This window comes from Nocardia sp. NPDC049707 (genome assembly GCF_040674855.1).
GTDB lineage: Bacteria > Actinomycetota > Actinomycetes > Mycobacteriales > Mycobacteriaceae > Nocardia.
In genome coordinates, this window is record NZ_JBFANN010000074.1 from 1 (window position 1) to 20,152 (window position 20,152).

Annotated in this window: 10 protein-coding genes; 4 read left to right on the top strand and 6 right to left on the bottom strand. The window is 66.5% G+C overall.

Annotation, left to right across the window (positions count from 1 at the left end; genetic code table 11):
- From AB0J29_RS35305 to AB0J29_RS35325, 5 genes are all read right to left on the bottom strand, one after another.
- A partial coding sequence (locus AB0J29_RS35305) for an amino acid adenylation domain-containing protein (RefSeq protein WP_364795213.1) occupies nucleotides 1-11,360 on the bottom strand: 11,360 nt, incomplete at its 3' end.
- A gap of 270 nt (nucleotides 11,361-11,630) precedes the next feature.
- The gene (gene cobM, locus AB0J29_RS35310) at nucleotides 11,631-12,395 is read right to left on the bottom strand and encodes a precorrin-4 C(11)-methyltransferase (protein ID WP_364795215.1); all 765 of its coding nucleotides are present in this window, start codon (nucleotides 12,393-12,395) and stop codon (nucleotides 11,631-11,633) included.
- A 21-nt stretch (nucleotides 12,396-12,416) separates the two neighbouring features.
- The gene (locus tag AB0J29_RS35315) at nucleotides 12,417-12,842 is read right to left on the bottom strand and encodes a PPOX class F420-dependent oxidoreductase (RefSeq protein WP_364795216.1); all 426 of its coding nucleotides are present in this window, start codon (nucleotides 12,840-12,842) and stop codon (nucleotides 12,417-12,419) included.
- A 66-nt stretch (nucleotides 12,843-12,908) separates the two neighbouring features.
- Nucleotides 12,909-13,526, bottom strand: a complete 618-nt coding sequence (locus AB0J29_RS35320) for a response regulator transcription factor (RefSeq protein WP_364795218.1) — start codon at nucleotides 13,524-13,526, stop codon at nucleotides 12,909-12,911.
- Nucleotides 13,523-14,776, bottom strand: coding sequence for a sensor histidine kinase (locus AB0J29_RS35325; protein WP_364795219.1), 1,254 nt, complete (start codon nucleotides 14,774-14,776; stop codon nucleotides 13,523-13,525). Before AB0J29_RS35325 ends, AB0J29_RS35320 begins: the two co-directional genes overlap by 4 nt.
- Nucleotides 14,777-14,906: 130 nt before the next feature.
- On the opposite strand from AB0J29_RS35325, the gene AB0J29_RS35330 reads away from it, so the two are divergent.
- Both AB0J29_RS35330 and AB0J29_RS35335 read left to right on the top strand, forming a co-directional pair.
- A complete protein-coding gene (locus AB0J29_RS35330; protein ID WP_364795221.1) occupies nucleotides 14,907-15,965 on the top strand; it encodes an ABC transporter permease in 1,059 nt (352 codons plus the stop codon).
- Between the two features lie 30 nt (nucleotides 15,966-15,995).
- Nucleotides 15,996-16,715, top strand: coding sequence for an ABC transporter ATP-binding protein (locus AB0J29_RS35335; RefSeq protein ID WP_364795228.1), 720 nt, complete (start codon nucleotides 15,996-15,998; stop codon nucleotides 16,713-16,715).
- Between the two features lie 83 nt (nucleotides 16,716-16,798).
- On the opposite strand, the gene AB0J29_RS35340 is transcribed toward AB0J29_RS35335, so the two are convergent.
- A complete protein-coding gene (locus AB0J29_RS35340; protein WP_364795223.1) occupies nucleotides 16,799-17,722 on the bottom strand; it encodes a LysR family transcriptional regulator in 924 nt (307 codons plus the stop codon).
- A 141-nt stretch (nucleotides 17,723-17,863) separates the two neighbouring features.
- Between AB0J29_RS35340 and AB0J29_RS35345 the strand changes: the two genes are divergently transcribed.
- Together AB0J29_RS35345 and AB0J29_RS35350 are read left to right on the top strand one after the other, a co-directional pair.
- Nucleotides 17,864-19,282 carry an MFS transporter gene (locus AB0J29_RS35345; RefSeq protein WP_364795224.1) on the top strand — a complete coding sequence of 473 codons (1,419 nt, stop codon included), beginning with the start codon at nucleotides 17,864-17,866 and terminating at the stop codon, nucleotides 19,280-19,282.
- Entirely contained in the window at nucleotides 19,279-20,025 is a 747-nt protein-coding gene (locus AB0J29_RS35350; protein WP_364795226.1) for a 3-hydroxybutyrate dehydrogenase, read from the top strand. The genes AB0J29_RS35345 and AB0J29_RS35350 overlap by 4 nt, the downstream gene beginning before the upstream one ends.
- Nucleotides 20,026-20,152 lie beyond the last annotated feature (127 nt).

Below are 20,152 nucleotides of genomic sequence, written 5' to 3' on the forward strand. Positions count from 1 at the left end.
AACTCGGCATAGGAAAGACTTGTCCCCTGGTAGCTGACCGCGACCGTGTCCGGCGTGCGCACCGCCTGCGCCTCGAACAGCGAAACCAGCGTCGCGGCCGCATCGCCGACCGGCGAGGTCAGCGCCGCGTCCACCGGGAATTCGGTGTCGTTCCACCGGTCGAGCACCTGGGCCCGCTCGGTGTCGTCGAGCAGGTCGATATCGCCCAACGCGATCGCCGGTGCGGCGGTGATGCCGCGCAGCACCCGGACGAAGCGATCGGCGAAGGTCTCGGCGAACCGGTCGTCGAAAAGGTCGGTGGCGTAGACGAGTTCGGCGGCCATCTCCGATTCGGCACCCTCGCTCAGCGTGAGCTGCAGGTCGACCTTGGCCGTTGGCGGGTCGATGCCGAGTTCGGACACCGTGAGTCCGGGCAGTTCCAGCGAGGTGCGTCCGAGGTTCTGGAACGACAGCATCACCTGGAACAGCGGATGCCTGGCCTGTGAGCGGGCCGGGTTGAGCACCTCGACCAGCCGCTCGAACGGCACGTCGGCGTGCGCGAAGGCCTGTAGATCCCGTTCGCGGACCTGGGCGAGCAGGTCGGTGAACGATTCGGTCGGATCGACCTGGGTGCGCAGCACCAGCGTGTTGACGAACATGCCGACCAGATCGTCGAGGACCTGCTCACCACGACCGGCCACCGGGATGCCGATGGCAATGTCATCCGAACCGCTCAGCCGCGCGAGCAGGGTCGCGAAGGCGCTGTGTACCACCATGAACAGCGTGGTGCTGTGCTCGTGTGCGACGCGGTTCAGCGCCTCCACGAGCGCGCCGGGCAGCTGGAATCGGTGTGTGCGCGCCGTATACGACGCGACGACCGGCCGCGGTTTGGGCGAGAGGCGCAGTTCCTCGGGCAATCCGGCCAGGGTTTCCCGCCAGTAGCCGAGCTGTTCGGAGATCAGCGAGGTCGGATCGTCCTCCGAGCCGAGCGTTTCGCGTTGCCACAGTGCGTAATCCACGTACTGCACCGCCAGCGGCGGCCAGACCGGTGCGGATTCCGAACTGCGCGCGATGTAGGCCGACATCAGATCGCGGACCAGCGGACGCATCGAGAAGCCGTCGGCCGCAATGTGATGCACGACGACCGTGAGCACGTGGTTCTGGGTGTTGTCGCGCCACTTGTTACTGCTCAGCGGCGCACGCTCGACCTGGTAGAGCCGAATCCGCACCGGCGATTCGGTCGTGATGTCGAATCCGCGACCGATGAATTCGTAGAGGGCACTGCCCAATTCGCTTTCGGCGACCGGAAGGATCTCCAGCTCCGGCATCGCCTGCGCGGCCGCGAGCACCTGCTGGTAGGCCACACCCTCGTGGGACGGGTAGATCGTGCGCAGCGATTCGTGCCGGGTGATCACATCGGCGATCGCGCCACGCAGCGCGGGCAGATCGAGATGTCCGTGCAGCCGCACCGCCGCCGGAATATTGTCGGCGGCCGAATCTGCGTCGAAACGGTTGAGGAACCACATCCGCTGCTGAGCCAGCGACAGCGGCGGGTACTCCGGACGTGGACGCACAGTCAGCGCCTGGCGGGCACCGGCCCCGGCACTGGCCTCCATGCGCGCGGCGAGTGCGGCGACGGTCGGCGCCTCGAACAGCAGGCGCACCGGAACCTGGGTATCCAGTGCCGCGCCGAGCCGCGCCACCACCTGGGTGGCGATCAGCGAGTTGCCGCCGAGATCGAAGAAGTTGTCGTCGATGCCGATGCGGTCGCGACTCAACACCTCGCTGAAAATGTCGACGACGATCTCTTCGATCGGGGTCGACGGCGCGCGGAATTCCTTGGCCTCGAAGACGGGTTCGGGCAGCGCGCGCCGATCCAGCTTGCCATTGGGGTTCAACGGCATGGCATCCAGCACCACGATGGCCGCGGGAACCATGTACGACGGCAGCTGCTCGGTCAGGTGCTCGCGCAGTTCGTCCAGGTCGACCGTGCCGCCATTAGCGGGCACCACATAGGCGACCAGCTGATCACCGGTCCTGGCGTCCGCACGCACCAGCGCGACCGCCTGGGCCACCGAATCATGTGCGGTCAGAGCGGTTTCGATCTCACCGAGTTCGATGCGCAGACCGCGCAACTTCACCTGGAAGTCGGTGCGGCCCAGGTACACGATCGCACCGTCGGCATTGCGGGTCACCAGGTCGCCGGTGCGGTACATCCGGGATCCGGAGGCGCCGAACGGGTTGGCCACGAAGCGATCCGCGGTCAGATCGGTACGCCCGAAGTAGCCGCGCGCCAACTGCGCACCGGCCAGATACAACTCACCCGCGACACCCGGCGCGACCGGATGCAGGCGGGCATCGAGGACGTACGCCTGGGCATTCCACACCGGCAGACCGATCGGCACCGCGCCGATCAGACCCTGCGCGACCGGACCGTGCGTCGCGTGCACCGCGAATTCGGTCGGGCCGTAGAGGTTGTAGAGCTCGGCGGAGCTGACATTGCGAATCGCGGCGACGGTGTCACCGGTGAAGGCCTCACCGGCGACCAGCAATGCGCGCAACGACTCCAGTGCCGCACCGCCGGCAGCGGCCACACTACCGGCGAAGACGGTCAGCATCGATGGCACGAACGAGGTCATGGTGACCCGTTCGGCCGCAATGACTTCCGCCAGGTATTGCGGGTCGCGATGCCCGTCCGGGCTGGCGACCACAATCCGGCCACCGGTGCTCAACGGACCGAACAGCTCCCACACCGACACGTCGAACGTCGCCGGGGTCTTGAACAAGACGATGTCATCGGCACCGATGCTGTATTCACCGGTGATCCAACGGATCTGGTTCACCACGGCAGCGTGCGGCACTGCCACACCCTTCGGCCGACCCGTCGAACCCGACGTGAAGATCACATACGCGGTGTTCTCCGCCCGCAGCGGCGCGATGCGCTGCTCATCGGTCACCGGCGCGTCCGAGTACTCGGACAGCTCCAGCTCATCGATGGAAAGCGTGGGCAGCCCGCCGCTTTCGAAGTTGTCCCGCGAGGTGGTCAGCACACAGACCGGTGCCGCCGACTCGAGCACATAGCTGACCCGCTCGGCCGGCTGATCCAGGTCCAACGGCACGTAGCCGCCGCCCGCCGCCTGCACCGCGTACGCCGCGACCACGAGGTCGACCGAACGCCGCAGGCCAAGGGCGACAAGCTTTTCCGGTCCGACACCGGCTTCGATCAACCGCCGCGCCAACCGGTGCACCCGGGTACTGAATTCGGCATACGTCAGCGAGGATCCGGTCGCCGGGTCCACGATCGCGACCGCATCCGGCGTGGCGGATGCCTGCGCGGCGAATTCGCCCACCAGAGTGAGCCCACCACTCTGGTGGATACCGGCACGACGCGGAGTGCGGCCGGGCTGACGACGCGGCAGGAAATCGTGCCCGGTGTCGTTCCAGCCGATCACCGCGAGCGCGGTCTCCTGATCATCGAGCAGCTCGATATCGCCGACCGGCACGGTCGGATCGGCGATGATGGCCGCCAGGATCCGATCGAGGCGCCGTGCGAAGGCCGCCACCGTGTCCTCATCGAAAAGATCGAGGGCATAGGAGATTTCGGCCGACATACCGGCCGCCTCGCCCGATTCCTGGGTCTCTTGCAGGGTCAGCTGCAGATCGAATTTGGCCAGTCGCGCATCGTAATCGATGCCGTTGACCGACAGTCCGGGCAATTCGAGATTGGCCTGCTTGACGTTCTGGAACGCCAGCATCACCTGGAACAGCGGGTTGCGCGCCTGCGAACGGGCCGGGTTGAGAATTTCGACCAGGCGCTCGAACGGCAGATCCGCATGCGCGAACGCCTGCAGGTCGGTTTCCCTGGCCTGGGCGAGCAGATCGGTGAAACTCGCCGAACCGGCGACATCGGTGCGCAAGACGAGGGTATTGACGAACATGCCGATCAGGTCGTCCAGCGCGGCCTCACCGCGACCGGCGGCCGGGGTGCCGATGGCGATATCGCTGGTACCGCTGGCCCGCGCCAGCAGCACGGCGAGCGCGCTGTGCATGACCATGAACAGCGACGCATTGTGCTTGCGCCCCAGATCGATCAGCGCGCGCTGGGTCTCGGCGGAGATCACGAACGCGTAGGTGCCACCGCGATAGGAGGCGATCGCCGGACGCGGGCGGTCCGACGGCAGCACCAGTTCGTCGGGCAGATCGGCGAGTTCCTCGGTCCAGTACCGGATCTGGCTGGAGATCAGCGATTCCGGATCGTCCTCGGCGCCGAGCACCTCGCGCTGCCACAGCGCGTAGTCCGCGTACTGCACCGGCAGCGCGGACCACGCGGGCGACTCCCAGGCGGTGCGCGCCGCGTAGGCCACCATGACATCGCGGGCCAGCGGCCCCATCGACCAACCGTCGGCCGAGATGTGGTGCACCACCATGCCGAGTACGAATTCGGACTCGCTGATCTCGAAAAGCCTGGCGTGCAATGGCACTTCGTCGGTGACGTCGAAGGCCATGGAGGCCAGGTCGATCAGATGCTCGACCAGGGTCTCCTCGGTGACCCGGTACGGGGTCAGGTCGGGCACGATCTGCGCCGCGTCGAGCACGACCTGAATCGGACCGTTCTTGGTCTCCGGGAAGACGGTGCGCAGCGACTCGTGCCGGTCGATCACGTCGATCACCGCGACCTGCAGTGCGGCGACATCGAGATCACCGGAGAGCCGGATCGCGATCGGAATGTTGTTGACCGCCGATGCGGTATCGAAGCGGTTGAGGAACCACATGCGCTGCTGTGCGAGCGAGAGCGGCACCGCCTCGGGGCGCTCCCTGGCGACCAGCGCGCTGCGGGCACCGGCACCGGCGTGCGATTCCACCCGGGCCGCCAGCGCGGCCACCGTGGACGCCTCGAACACCATCCGCACCGGCACCCGGGTATCGAGTGCGGTGCCGATGCGCGAGGCGACCTGGGTGGCGATCAGCGAGTTGCCGCCGAGGTCGAAGAAGTCGTCGTCCACGCCGACGCGGGGCAGGTCGAGCACCTCGCCGAAGATCTGGGCGACGATCTCTTCGATGGGCGTGCTCGGCGCACGGAAGGTGTGCACCTCGAAGACCGGCTTGGGCAGGGCGCGTCGATCGAGCTTGCCGTTCGCATTGAGCGGCATCGCCTCGAGCGTCACGAAGGCCGCGGGCACCATGTAGGTGGGCACCATGGCGGCCAGATGTGTGCGCAGCGCGGCATCGAAGCCGGCCGCCGGCTCGGCCTCGGTCGGCACCACATAGGCGACCAACTGTTCGCCGAGCCGGTTGTCGGAACGGACCAGTGCGACCGCCTGCGCCACCGCGGGATGGGCGCGCAAAGCGGATTCGATCTCGCCGAGTTCGATCCGGACGCCGCGCAGCTTCACCTGGAAGTCGGTGCGACCGCTGTAAACGATCTGTCCCGCGGCATCGCGGGTCACCAGGTCACCGGTGCGGTACATGCGAGAACCGCTGGGGCCGAACGGGTTCGCGACGAAGCGGTCGGCCGTCATATCCGGGCGGGTGAGATAGCCGCGCGCCAGCTGGGGACCCGACAGGTACAGCTCACCCGCGACACCCGGCGGCACCGGATGCAGCCGCGTGTCCAGCACATAGGCCCGGGTATTCCAGACCGGCGCACCGATCGGCACCGCGCCACGCACCACCTCGCCGACGACCGCGTGGGTGGCGTTGACGGTGAATTCCGTTGGGCCGTACAGGTTGATCAGCGTGATATCGGGGCGACCGAGCTTGCGGAACGCCTCCACCGCCTCACCGGTGAACGCCTCACCACCGACCAGCAGCATGCGCACCGAACTCAGTGCCGGCGAATCGACGGTGGCGGCGAATACGGTCAGCAACGACGGCACGAACGAGGCGATGGTGACCTGTTCGGCGGCGATGACCTCGGTCAGATATTGGGTGTCGCGGTAGCCGTCGTGGGTGGCGATCACGGTGCGGCCACCGGACAGCAAGGGCGCCAACGGCTCCCACACCGACGCGTCGAAGGTGGCGGGCGTCTTGTACAGCGCGACATCGTCGGCGCCGATCCCGAATTCGCTGATGAGCCAGCGCATCTGGTGCACCAGCGCGGCATGCGATACCCCGACACCCTTCGGGCGACCGGTGGAACCCGAGGTGAAGATCGCGTACGCCAAATGCTCCGGGCGCAACGGCGCGATGCGCTCGGCATCGGTCACCGGGGCATCGGAGATACCGGACAGTTCGAGCTCGTCGACCACCACCGTTGCCAGCTCCGGCGGCGCGAACTGATCCCGGGACGTGGTCAGCACATAGGCCGGCGCCGCGGTATCGAGCACATGGGCGATGCGTTCGGCAGGCTGATCGAGATCGAGCGGCACATAGGTGCCGCCGGCCTCGAGCACCGCGTGGATCGCGACCATCAGTTCGACCGAGCGCCGCATACCGAGCGCGACCGGCACGTCCGGACCGACGCCAGCCCCGATCAGCCAGCGCGCGAGCGCGTGTACCCGAGATCCGAACTCCGCGTAGGTTAATGACGCGCCGACGGCCGGGGTGTAGCCATCGACGGAGCGGTCGACCACGGCGATCGCATCCGGTGTCGCGGCCACCTGGCGGGTGAACAGATCGCTGACCGTGCCCGCCGCCTCGAGCTCGCGCGGCGCGCCGTGCCAGCCGTCGCGGGCCAGCTCGACCTCGCGTTCGTCGAGCAGATCGATATCGCCGACGATCGCCGCCGGATCCGCGGTGACCCCGCGCAGAATCCGCACCAGCCGATCGGCGAACGACGATACCGTCGCCTCGTCGAACAGATCGGTGGCGTAGGAGACGGCAACCGAAACGCCCGCGGGCTCACCCTGGCTGCCGCGCTGTTCGGTCAGCGTCCAGAGCAGATCGAATTTGGCGATGTGGACTTCGAGTTCGGCGGCCGATACCGACAATCCGGGCAGTTCCAGCGTGCCGTGTGACATTTCCTGGAACGACAGCATCACCTGGAACAGCGGGTGCCGCGCCTGGGATCGGGTCGGGTTGACCACCTCGACGATCCGTTCGAACGGAACGCCGCTGTATGCAAAGGCCGCGAGATCGACTTCCCTGGTGCGCGCGAGGAATTCGGTGAAGGACCGACTCGGCTCGACCTCCGAGCGCAGCACGAGCGTATTGACGAACATACCGATCAGGTCGTCGAGCGCCTGTTCGCCACGTCCGGCGATCGGGGTGCCGATGGCGATATCGGTGGTGCCGGACAGCCGGGCCAGCAGCAGTGCCAGCGCGGCGTGCAGCACCATGAACGGGGTCGCGCCCTCGGCGCGAGCCAGTGCGCTCAGCCGGATGTGTAGTTCGGCATCGATGTCGAAATTGAACTGCGCGCCGCGGAAGCTCTGCACCGGCGGACGCTGCCGATCGGTGGGCAGATCCAGCTGATCCGGCAGTCCGGCCAGCGCGTTACGCCAGTAGGCGATCTCACGGCCGGCCAGGGAGTCGGAATCGCTTTCGGCGCCGAGCAATTCGCGCTGCCACAAGGTGTAGTCGCGGTACTGCACCGGCAGGGGTGCCCAAGCGGGCGCTGCTCCGGCCGCACGGGCCAGATACGCGGTAGTGACGTCGCGCGCGAGCGGCCCGAACGAGAAGCCGTCCGCCGCGATGTGGTGCACGACGAAGGCGAGCGCGTACTCGGGCGTTTCCTCGGAGGACGCACCGGTGATCTGATACAGGCGCACCCGAATGGGCAGCTCGGTGGAGACATCGAAGCCGGCGGAGGCGAATTCGGTGAGCACGTCGAGCAGTTCGGATGCCACGAGCGGCTGCACGGTGACACCGAGGTCGACATCCTCGATCGGCAGCACCTGCTGATAGGCGCCGTCGCCCGAGTTCGGGAAAATCGTGCGCAGCGATTCCTGGCGGGTCAGCACATCGGTGAGCGCGGCCTGCATCGCGTCGAAATCGACCTGACCGCCCAACCGCACCACGAACGGCAGGTTGTAGGTCGGCACCGTGGAGTCGAATTGGTTGATGAACCACATCCGCTGCTGAGCCAGCGACAGCGGCACCCGCTCGGGCAGCTGCTGGGCCACCAGGGCCGGGCGCGGCCGATCGGTGGACTGGGCCGATTCGGCGCGGGCGGCCAGACCGGCCACGGTCGGGGTCTCGAACAGCGCGCGCACCCCGATCCGGGTGCCGAATGCCGCGCCGATCCGGGCCACCACCTGGGTGGCGACCAGCGAGTTGCCGCCCAGATCGAAGAAGTTGTCATCGATGCCGATGCGCTCCTGGCTGAGCACATCGGCGAAGATCGCCGCCACGATCTGCTCGGCAGGGGTACGCGGAGCCCGGAATCCGGCCGCGTCCACGCTGAATACCGGCTCCGGCAGGGCCTTTCGATCCAGCTTGCCGGAGGTGTTGAGCGGGAAGGCGTCCAGCACCATGATCGCCGCGGGCACCATGTAGCTCGGCAGCTTTTCCGCGACGAACCTGGTGAGTTCGATCGATTCGATCGACCGTCCCGGCGCGGGCACCACATACGCGACCAACTGCTGACCGGTGGCGGTATCAACCACCAGCACGGCGGACTGGCTCACTGCGCTATGGGCAAGGAGTTCGGTTTCGATCTCACCGAGTTCGATGCGCTGACCGCGGAATTTCACCTGGAAGTCGGTGCGGCCAATGTATTCCAGGGTGCCCGCGGCATTCCAGCGCACCAGGTCACCGGTGCGGTACATGCGCTCGCCATTGCCGCCGAACGGGCTGGCAACGAATCGATCCGAGGTCAGGTCCGGACGACCGCGGTAACCGCGCGCCAGCTGACGCCCACCCAGATACAGCTCACCCGGTGCGCCGACGGCCGCCGGGCGCAGCCGCGAATCCAGCACGTAGACCTGGACATTCCACTCGGGAATACCGATCGGCACCGTGACGGTATCGGCAGCGGTCGCCTCCCAGTAGGTGACCGAAACCGCGGCCTCGGTGGGGCCGTACAGGTTGTGCAGACCGGCGGGAGCCGAGCCCCCGGAGCGATCAGCGAAATCAGTGGTGATCTCCCTGAATTTCGCGGCGGTCTCCGGCGGCAGCGCCTCACCGATGACGAAAACCGCACGCAGCGTGGCACATTGGGCGACGGTGGCATGGGCGACGAAGACCGTCAGCATGGACGGCACGAAGTCGGTGACGGTGACCCGGTGCCGCTCGATCATCTCGGCGACATACAGCGGATCGCGATGCCCGTCCGGGGTCGCGATAACGAGTTTCGCGCCGACCATCAGCGGCAGGAAGTAACCCCACAGCGAGACGTCGAAGGTGGTCGCGGTCTTTTGCAGGTACACATCGTCGGCGCTGATGCGGTACTCGCCGAGCATCCACAGCTGCTGGTTGACGATCGCATGATGGGTTACCGCGACACCTTTCGGGCGTCCGGTCGAACCCGAGGTGTAGATCACATAGGCGGTGTTGTCCGGCAACAGCGGTGCGCGGCGCTCCGAATCCGTCACCGGAGCGGCGTCGTACGCTGATACGTCCAGGGTGTCGATTTCCACCCGGCGCACCGATTCCGGCAGCTCGAGTTCGTCGGCGGCGACCGTCAGTACACAGACCGGTGCCGCGGACTCGAGGATGTAGGCCGTGCGCTCGGCCGGATGATCCGGATCGATCGGCACATACGCGCCACCGGCCTTCAGTACCGCGTGCATACCGATGACCAGATCCAGCGAACGTCGCATACCGAGCGCGACAAGCGATTCCGGGCCGACACCGTCGGCGATCAGGAACCGGGCCAGGCGGTTGACCCGCGTCGCGAACTCCGCGTAGGTGAGTTGCGCGCCCTCGAAATCGAGGGCGATATTGTCCGGGGTCAGCTGAATCTGCGCATCCAGCAGGGCCGCCAGAGTGGTTTCCGGGACGTCCTGTTCGGAGTCGTTCCACTCCTGCAGCGTCAGTTCGCGCTCGTCCTCGGTGGCGGTGGGCAGCTCCCACACCACGGCGTCGGCATCGGCGGCCAGGAACCGGCTGAAGAACTCGAGGAACCGCGAATGATGCTGTGCGGCTTCGGCCTCGGTGTAGAGGTTCGGGTTGGTCTCGAAGTCGATATGCGAACGGGTGCCGCCGACCGACTGATAAAAATTGACACCGAGGTCCTCGATGCTGCCGGTGGACAGCACGTTGAACTCGCCGTGGGACTCGCCGAGCACGACCTCGTTGTGGAACAACATGATATTGACCCACGGACCGAAGAACTCCGCGCCGACACCATTTCCGGTGTTGGCGCCCATGCTGTCGCGTCGGATGTCCTCGTGCCGGTAGCGCTGATGGCGCAGCGCACCCGACACCTCGACGGTCACCGAGCGCAGCAGCTCGGCGACGGTGGTGTCATAGCCGACCCGCAGCCGCAACGGCACGATATTCGAGGTCACACCGCCGGAGCGGCGCATCGCGGCGGTGGTGCGCGCGGTCACCGGCAGGCTCAGAATCACCTCTTGCGCACCGGTCCACTGGGCCAGATACGCGGCAAAACCGGCGACCAGCAGACCGGCCGGGGAATTGTCGTGGCGGGTAACCGCATCGGCGAGCAGCGCCTCCTGCTCCGCGGACAATGCCGCACTCGACACCCCGTTGAGCGGCGCCGGTGGTGCGGACCGACCGACCAGGCTGGTTCCGTCCTCCAGCCCGGCGACCCGCTGCGCCCAGTGCTCCTTATCGGACTGGAAGCGAGTGCTGTCGCGGTAGGCCAGCTCGGATTCGTACACGGAGCGCAGATCGACGGCCTTGTAGGCCGGCGGCTCGGTGCCGTTCAGCAGCGCGGTGTAGATATCGCCGAACCGCTTCATGTAGGTCATCGCACCGAAACCGTCGAGCACGATGTGATGCACCCGCGAGTACCAGTACCAGTGCCGGTCCGCGAGTTGCAGGACGGTAGTCATCATCAGGCGGTCATTGACCATATCCAGCGGACGGCTGTACTCAGCGCGCATCCAGGCGTTGGCCGCGGCCACCGGGTCGTCCTCGGCACGCAGATCGACGTAGCCGACATCGTCGGAATCGGGGATCGAATGGTCGACGTATTGCAGCGGCTCACCGTCGCGTTCGACGATCCGCAGGAAGCCCGAGCCGAACTCGCGCGAGGCGATGATGCTGGCTTCCCGCAGCACGGGCCGATCGATATCGCCGTGGACCTCTACATACTGCGCGATATTGATCGGGACCTGCGGATCCACATGCTGCGCATACCAAATGCCCAGCTGTGCGGGCGACAGCGGAAAGTACTCCGCGGCATCCTGCGTAGCGTCCGCCCGTGTGTTACCAGTTTCGCCGTTTCCGCCGAAATCCAGCCGGTCCAACCGTAACCTCGCTTCCGGAACACCACACGAGCGCTCCCCGATGAACACCGGAACATGGACGCGCACCTATCCGAGCATGGCGTCTGTGTTCCCGCGTTCAGTTCTCATCAATCAAGCAAAAATGTTCATTGGCACTATCTGCCCACCAGGCCGACCTCGTTACATGGGCGCGACCATGCCCACTACCCACCGACCGGCTCCGCCGGGAAGATCAATCCAGATCACCGAGACAATCTACCGTCGCCCTCGCTCTCCGACCAATCAGCTTCCATAGCTCGGGAACATCACCCCAGGCCGTGGGATCATCGCACGTTTGCTGGGTGACTGTCACCGATCTCACACTGCTCGCGAAGGTCGGTGGCGATCGCGGGCCGGGTCGTAGAGATGGGACTGGGCGCAGTCCAGATTCGGGGTGAGGGCGCGGCCGACGAGGATGACCGCGGCTTGGCGCAGATCCGCGGATTCGACCTGGTCAGCGATATCGCCGAGGGTGCCGCGCAGGACCAGTTGGTCGGGTTGGCTGGCCCGGTAGACCACCGCGGCCGGGCAATCGGCGCCGTAGTCCGGAATCAGCTCGGCCGCCAGGAGGCGGATTCGGCTGATGGCCAGATGCAGCACCAGCGTGGCCTGTGTTCGGGCGAAGTTCGCGAGGCTTTCGGATTCGGGCATGGCGGTGGAGCGGGCCCGAGTGCGGGTGAGGACCACCGATTGGACCACTTCGGGAACGGTCAGCTCGGTGCCGAGCAGGGCGGCCGCGGCGGCGTAGGCGGGGACGCCGGGAGTGACGTCCCATGGCACGACCGCGGCGTCGAGGCGGCGGGTCTGTTCGGTGAGGGCCGAATAGATGGAAGGGTCGCCGGAGCAGAGGCGGGCGACATCCTTACCGCAGCGGTGGGCCTGCACCAAGTGCTCGGTGATCTGGTCGATATCCAGGTATTGGGTGTCGATCAGTTCGGCATCGGGGGCACAGTGCGCGAGCACCTCGGGGTCCAGGTAGGTGCCCGGGTAGAGGCAGACGGGGGCGGTGCGCAGCAGTTCGACCGCACGGACGGTCAGCAGATCCGCGGCGCCCGGTCCGGCCCCGATGAAGTGCACGGTCATTGGGGTGAGTCTATGGAGGGCTCAGGCCGTCGCGTCGAAGTGGGCGATCACCTTGGTCGGGCGCAGCCGGACCACCAGTTCGCCCGGGACGCCATTGCGCTTGCCGAATTCCTCCGCGCGGTCCGCGCCCATATAGCGGCCACCGATCTCGGTGGCGGTGCGCAGGAGTTCGTCGGGATCCTCGGACAGGGTCACGGTGCCCTGGAGCTGAATGGACGAGTACGGCGCTTCCTCGAGGTCGACCACCACCGCGATGCGCGGATCGCGGGCGAACGCCTTGCCCTTGGCCGTGGCTTTGCCGGTATTGAAGACCAGTTCGTCACCCTCGAGGACGAACCAGACCGGCGTCACGATCGGACGTCCATCGGCGGCCATGAGTGCGACCTTTGCGGTTCGGGTGCCGTGAGAGAGGAATTCGCGCACTGCGGGATCCGAGAGTGAGGCCATTCGCCAACCCTAGGTCCATATCCCGCGCCGACGGGCCGCGCATCGCCGAATACTGCGCGCGGCTGTTCAGATGGCGCCTTGTTCGCGGGCGCGGGCGACGGCGGAGGTGCGCGAGCGGACGCCCAGTTTGGCGTAGATGTGCACGAGGTGGGATTTGACGGTGGTTTCGCTGAGGAACAGTTCCTTGGCGATCTCCCGGTTCGAGCGGCCATCGGCCACCAGGCGCAACACCTCGATTTCGCGCGGACTCAGGGTGGTGTCGGCGCGGCGCACGCGGGTCATCAGTTTGGAAGCCACCGCGGGCGAGAGCACGCTGCCCCCTGCGGCCGCCGAGCGCACCGCCGCGAGCAGCTCCACCGGTGGGGTGTCCTTGAGGATGTACCCGCAGGCTCCGGCCTCGATGGCGCCGAGAATGTCGGCATCGGTGTCGTAGTTGGTGACGACCAGAACATTGGGCGGCTGCGCGAGCGCACGCAATTCGGCGGTCGCATCGACGCCGGAACGGCCGGGGCCGAAGCTGAGATCCATCAGCACCAGGTCGACCGGGGTGGTGGCGCAGAAGGCGACGGCGGCCTCGGCGGTCGCCGCATCACCGACGACGGTGATGTCGGCATTGCTGTCCAGTAATGCGCGCAGGCCCGCGCGCACGATGGCGTGGTCGTCGGCCAGGAGTAGGCGAATCATAGACGGTGCTCCTGGTCGGTTGCCTGTGCTGTGCCCTGGCCGGAGGCGGCCGCGGACGGGCCGGAATCGACTGCGTCGGAACCGGATTCCGTGGATGTCGGCTCGAGCGGAAACGAGATGGTGACCGCGGTGTGACCGGGCTCGGACTCGACCGCCATTGTGCCGCCCTGCTGTTCGACGCGACTGCGCATGGCGGCCAATCCGAAGGTGCCCGTCGGTGCGCGGTCGAGCACCGACGGATCGATGCCCGTGCCGTCGTCGACCACGTCGAGGTACACATCGGTATCGGCGTAGGTCAGGGTCAACCGCATCCGGCTCGCGCCCGCGTGGCGCACCACGTTCGAGACCGCCCCCTGCGCGATCCGAACCAGTGCGGCCTCGACGGGCATCGGCAGGCGCTCCGGGGTGCCCTCGACGACCATCTGGGTCAGCAGTCCCGGAGTCTCCGCGCGTCGGCAGATGCGCTCGAGCGCCTGTGCCAGGCTCTGCCCCTCCAGGGCGGCGGGGGTCAATTCCGCTATCAGCCTTCGGGTTTCGGCCAGATTCTCCGCTGCGGTCTCGCGGGCCAGCCGAATCTGTTGCAGCGCGGGATGATCCGGTGCCGACTGCTCCGCGGCATGCAGCAGGAGCTGGATGCTGCTCAACCCCTGCGCGACAGTGTCGTGGATCTCCTGCGCCAACCGCTCACGCTCGGCCAACTTACCCGCCGTGCGCTCCTGCTCCGCGAGCGTTGCTCGGGTACTGAGCAATTCGTCGATCAGGCGCTGACGTTCGGCGGATTCGCGGAACAGCGCCGCATAGCCGAGCCCGATCCCCACCGCGACGGCCGCGCCGAGCATCGGCCCGATCACACCCGCCACCGACCAGCCGCGATGCACCCCGAAACCGAGCACCGCGACCACCATGGCCGCACCGACCGCGAGCAGACTCCACGGGCGTGGCAGCAGGTGCAGGTAGAGGAAGAACATGCCGAATGCGAGGTATCCGGCATCGGGTGCGAGCACCACGAGGCCGAGCCACAACACCGTCAGCGCCGCCAGCCAACTGCCGATGCCCGCCGGATGGCGGCCGACCAACGCACCCGCGAAGTACACAGCCAGGAACGCCACGATCAGCGTGACGACGCCGAGCCGATGTTCGGCGCCCGGCAGCAGTGCGCGCACTGCGACGACCACGGCCAGCGTCGTCACCAGGACATGCAGCCCCAGCCGCAGCGCGGTGAAGACAGGCGTGAACGGCGATGAATGCACGTTGCCAGCTTATGTGCGGCTATTCGGGCGGCATCCACCGAAAGGCGTAAAACACCGGCAAACCTTCGATCGGGGCGCATTCCTCCGCGTGCGCGATGGCGGGGGCGCCGGCGCCCGGCAAGGTAGTGGCATGTTCGTCGCACTCCGAGATCTGCGGGCCGCACGCGGCCGTTTTCTGCTCATCACACTGGTCGTCACGCTGGTGGCACTGCTGGTGAGTTTCCTCAGCGGTCTCACCGCCGGACTCGCGCACCAGAACATCTCGGCCATCGAGGCGATCCACGCCGATGCCCTGGTCTTCGCCGATAACGGCGCGGATCCCTCCTTCGACACCTCCGCGCTGACCGAGCAGCAGGTCAAGACCTGGCAGGCCGCCGCGACCACCGTGGACCCGATCGGCATCAGCCGGGCGCAGGGTGCGGTCTCGGGGCCGGGCGTGAGCAAGCCCGCCCAGGTCGCACTGTTCGGTACCGCGGGAACCGCAGTCGGCAACCGCGTCGCAACCGATTCCGGCACCATTGTGCTCAGCACCGGCGCGGCCAAGGCCCTCGATGCCATCGCCGGTGACACTGTCACACTCGGCGCGGGCAGCTTCCGGGTGGCGGCGGTGCAGGGCGACGATTGGTACAGCCACACCCCCGTCGTCTGGATGACGCTCGCCGACTGGCAATCGGTGAGTCCGCGCGGTGGTGCCGCCACGGTGCTCGCGGTATCCGACATCCCGGATGCCGCCGCCGTCAACGCATCCGCGCACACGACCTCGACCAGCGTCTCCGGATCGCTCTCGGCATTGAGTTCCTACCAGGCCGAAAATGGTTCGCTGACACTGATGACCGTGCTGCTGTTCGCCATCTCGGCCTTGGTGATCGGCGCCTTCTTCACCGTGTGGACGGTGCAGCGCATGCCCGATATCGCGACGTTGAAGGCACTCGGCGCGACATCCGGCGCGCTGGTCCGCGACGCCCTCGCCCAAGCGGCGATCGTGCTGACCGCGGGTGTCGCGGTCGGACTCGGAATCACCATTGCCGCAGCACTATTCATCGGTGACGCGCTGCCCTTCGTGCTCAGCCTTTCGACAACCCTTTTCCCGGCCGCGGCCCTGATCGTCCTCGGTCTGCTCGGCGCCGCCTTCGCCCTGCGCTTCCTGTTCACCACCGACCCGCTGACCGCCCTCGGCGCGGCGCGCTGATCTCCGGAGTAACGCATGACCACCACAACCATGACGAAAACCGCTCTCACCGTGAGCGAAACAACCCTCACCTACCCGGACGGCGCAGGCCGCCTCACCGCACTGAACGAGGTGAACCTGCACGTGCCCGGCGGCACCATCGCCGCGATCACCGGCCCCTCCGGCTCCGGAAAATCCAGCCTGCTCGCCGTGGTCTCCACCCTGATCCGCCCCGACTCCGGCCGCATAGCCCTCGAAACCCCTGACGGCACAGTGGATCTCACTACTTTGACCCGCCGCGAAGCCGCCGCCGTACGCCGCTCGTCCATCGGCATCGTCTTCCAACAGCCCAACCTCATCCCCGCCCTGACCGCCGTCGAACAACTGGAGGCCATGTCCCACCTCGGCCAGCGCCTCTTCAACTCGCGCGCCGAACGCCGCGAAACCCGCACCAAGGCAATGGAATTACTCGACGCCGTCGGCCTGTCCGGCCACTACGCCAAACGCCCCGCCCAACTCTCCGGCGGCCAACGCCAACGCGTCAACATAGCCCGCGCCCTGATGAACGACCCGGCCCTGCTCGTCATCGACGAACCAACCAGCGCCCTCGACACCGAACGCGGCGCCGCCGTCATCGAACTCATCCTCACCGTAGCCCGCACCCACAACGCCGCCACCCTCCTGGTAACCCACGACCGCACCCACCTCCACCAGATGAACGCCGTCTACAACATGACCGACGGCACCTTGACCCCGGACGTGTTGTCCTGAACCCCCTCGCCCGCTCGGATTTTCCGGTCGATGGCCGACGGCGCGATGCGCACCACATTGCGATCGAGCCGGCCATCGAACGATTACATCGGTAAACCGAGCAAAACACTGCGCTGCTCGCGCACCCGAACCTGAATCGCGTCGACGACCGCCGCTACCTCGGGCCTGCGCAATGTCTCGGTGCGGACGACAAGCCAGTAGGCGAGCCGAACGGAGACCTCCTTGCCGAGCACCCGGGTCAGATCGTCGTGACGATCGGCCATAAAGCAGGGCAGTAGACCGATGCCCGCGGCCGCGCGGGTCGCTTCGACGTGCACGAAAACATTGGTGGAAGTCACGGATTCACGCATCGCGGGCGCGAAACTGGAGGCCAGGTCCAGATCGTCGACTTGCAGCATCGAATCGATGAAGTAGACCAGCGAGTGGCGCGCGAGATCCGCTATCGCCGTCGGTGTCCCGCGTGCACGGAGATAGTCACGCGAACCGTAGAGCCCGAGGCAGTAATCGGCCAACCGAATTGCCTTCGCGCGATGCACTTGCGGTTTGCCCACCACCACTTCGATATCCAGACCCGAACGCTGCTGGGACGCGCGACGGGTCGTCGCGACGATCTCGACGGAGATCTTCGGATGCCGCCGCTGCACCTCGGCAGCGGCCGGCGCGGCCATATAGGCACTGAATCCGTCGGTCGCCGAAATCCGGACCACGCCCTCGAGCACCCGAGTGCCATCGGCATCGGTAGCCAGTGACTTGACCGCGGACTCCACCGCCTCGGCCGCGGCCAATGCCTCCCGCCCGAGTTCGGTCAATTCCCAACCACCGGTCACCCGGGTGAGCACCCGCCCGCCCAGTGTCTGCTCCAGTGCGGCGATGCGGCGCGAGATGGTGGTGTGGTTGATCCCGAGCTCCTCGGCGGCGGATACGAAACGCCCGGACCGCCCGACGGCGAGCAGAACCAGCAGATCGTCCGCGCTGGGGCGGTTGGGACCCGAGACGACCTGACTCATATCTGCATTCTTGCAGATGCCCACTGCACAACTGGTCATTGCGGCCGAAGATATGTGCACTAATACTCGTCCTGACCACGACATGTGGGGGCCGTCACATCTTCTTGTCGGATGTGCCCCCGGTCATGAAGGAGATGTTCGATGAGTGTGCGCGATGCGAAGCCGCCGACGGGAAACGATCCCGGCGGGACAGCGGCCGGCCTGAGGCGGGTGGTGGCCGCGTCGATGGCGGGCACCGTGGTCGAGTGGTACGAATTCTTCCTCTACGGCACGGCCGCGACGCTTGTGTTCAGCAAGGTGTTCTTCGCCAAGGGCACCAGCGATCTCGACGCGATCCTCGCCGCCTTCATCACCTACGCCGTCGGCTTCGCCGCACGTCCGCTGGGCGGGGTCGTCTTCGGACACTTCGGTGACAAATACGGCCGTAAAAAGCTGCTGCAATTCAGTCTGGTGCTGGTCGGCAGCGCGACCTTCCTCATGGGCTGTCTGCCCACCTTCGCCCAAATCGGTTATTGGGCACCGGCCTTGCTGGTCGTCCTGCGATTCATCCAGGGCTTCGCGGTCGGCGGCGAATGGGGTGGCGCGGTATTGCTCGTCGCCGAGCACAGTCCGAACAAGAGCCGCGGTTTCTGGGCGAGCTGGCCGCAGGCCGGGGTGCCGGTGGGCAATATGCTGGCGACGGTCGCGCTGCTCGCATTGACCTCGACGCTCTCCGACGCCGCCTTCCTGAGCTGGGGTTGGCGCGTCGCCTTCTGGCTGTCCGCGGTGGTCGTGTTGGTCGGCTACTACATCCGCACCAAAGTCACCGACGCACCCATTTTCGTTGCGGCACAGCAGGAAATCGAACAGATCAAGGCAAATTCGCTCAGTGTCGTCGAGGTGCTGCGGCGCTACCCGCGCGGTGTATTCACCGCCATGGGTCTGCGGTTCGGCGAGAATATCCTCTACTACCTGGTGGTCACCTTCACCATCACCTATCTCAAGGTGCATGTGCACGTCGATACCAAGGTCATCCTCTGGTGGCTGCTGGCCGCCCATGCCGTGCACTTCGTCATGGTTCCGTTGGCAGGCAACCTCTCCGATCGCTTCGGCAGGCGGCCGGTATATCTGGTCGGCGCGCTCACCGCGGGCACCTGGGGCTTCTTCGCCTTCCCCATGATGGACAGCGGTCACAACGTGATCATCATGTCCGCGATCATTATCGGCCTGATATTCCACGCCTTCATGTATGCGGGCCAGCCCGCGATCATGGCCGAGATGTTCCCGACCCGGATGCGGTATTCCGGTGTCTCCCTCGGTTATCAGGTCACCTCGATCGTGGCCGGATCGCTCGCCCCGATCATCGCCGTGCGCTTGCTCAATACCTACAACTCAGCGGTACCGATCGCCCTGTATCTGGCCGCCGCCGCGGCGATCACCGCGATCGCGGTCCTGTTCGCCCGCGAAACGAAAGGTATCGCGCTGGAGAGCCTCGACACCGCCGACGCGAAAACCCTTGCCGCACAACCGGCACCCACTCCGGCAACGCCGGCCGACAAGCTAGGAGCGGAACTCACATGAGTGATCTGACCGGACGTTCCGTCCTGATCACCGGCGGCGCCAGCGGCATCGGCGCCGCCTGCGCCAGAGAATTCGCGGCACGCGGCGCCACCGTCACCATCGCCGATATCGATGACGTCGGCGCGAAGGCACTCGCGGCCGAGATCGACGGAAAAGCCTGGGCCATCAACCTTCTCGATGTCGCGGCACTGGAAGAACTCACCCTGGACGTGGACATCCTGGTGAACAATGCCGGAGTACAGAGCATCAACCCGATCGAGGACTTCCCACCGGAGCGATTCCGGAACCTGATGACCCTCATGGTCGAAGCACCGTTCCTGCTGATCCGCGCGGCACTGCCGCAGATGTATCAACGCGGCTTCGGGCGGATCATCAATCTGTCCTCGGTGCACGGGTTGCGCGCGTCCGAATACAAGGTCGCGTATGTGACGGCCAAGCACGCACTGGAGGGCCTGTCCAAGGTGACCGCGCTGGAGGGCGGCCGTCACGGCGTCACCAGCAATTGCGTCAATCCCGGCTATGTCCGAACACCGTTGGTGGACAAGCAAATTGCCGATCAGGCCAAGGCGCACGGCATCGACGAGCAGCAGGTGCTCGAGCGGGTGTTGCTCACCGAGAGCGCGATCAAGCGCCTGGTGGAACCGGAAGAGGTCGCGTCCCTGGTGGGTTGGCTCGCCTCGCCTAATGCGGGCATGGTCACCGGCGCCTCCTACACCATGGACGGCGGGTGGACCGCGCGGTGATTCCGTGTTTGATTTGCAGCGCCTGCGGCGCTGCGTGTTCGCGGCCCCCTTCTGTCTCGCGTCCGAGCCGTCGAGACTCGCGCCTGCGGCGCATGCGCTTCGACGACTCGGACGCGAGACGGGCCGC

Bases quoted from the DNA above. Each gene is read 5' to 3' on its own strand.
- AB0J29_RS35330 (WP_364795221.1), top strand. From the start codon at position 14,907: ATGTTCGTCGCACTCCGAGATCTGCGGGCCGCACGCGGCCGTTTTCTG.
- AB0J29_RS35345 (WP_364795224.1), top strand. From the start codon at position 17,864: ATGAGTGTGCGCGATGCGAAGCCGCCGACGGGAAACGATCCCGGCGGG.
- AB0J29_RS35320 (WP_364795218.1), bottom strand. From the start codon at position 13,526: ATGATTCGCCTACTCCTGGCCGACGACCACGCCATCGTGCGCGCGGGC.
- AB0J29_RS35315 (WP_364795216.1), bottom strand. From the start codon at position 12,842: ATGGCCTCACTCTCGGATCCCGCAGTGCGCGAATTCCTCTCTCACGGC.
- AB0J29_RS35335 (WP_364795228.1), top strand. From the start codon at position 15,996: ATGACGAAAACCGCTCTCACCGTGAGCGAAACAACCCTCACCTACCCG.
- AB0J29_RS35350 (WP_364795226.1), top strand. From the start codon at position 19,279: ATGAGTGATCTGACCGGACGTTCCGTCCTGATCACCGGCGGCGCCAGC.
- AB0J29_RS35340 (WP_364795223.1), bottom strand. From the start codon at position 17,722: ATGAGTCAGGTCGTCTCGGGTCCCAACCGCCCCAGCGCGGACGATCTG.
- cobM (WP_364795215.1), bottom strand. From the start codon at position 12,395: ATGACCGTGCACTTCATCGGGGCCGGACCGGGCGCCGCGGATCTGCTG.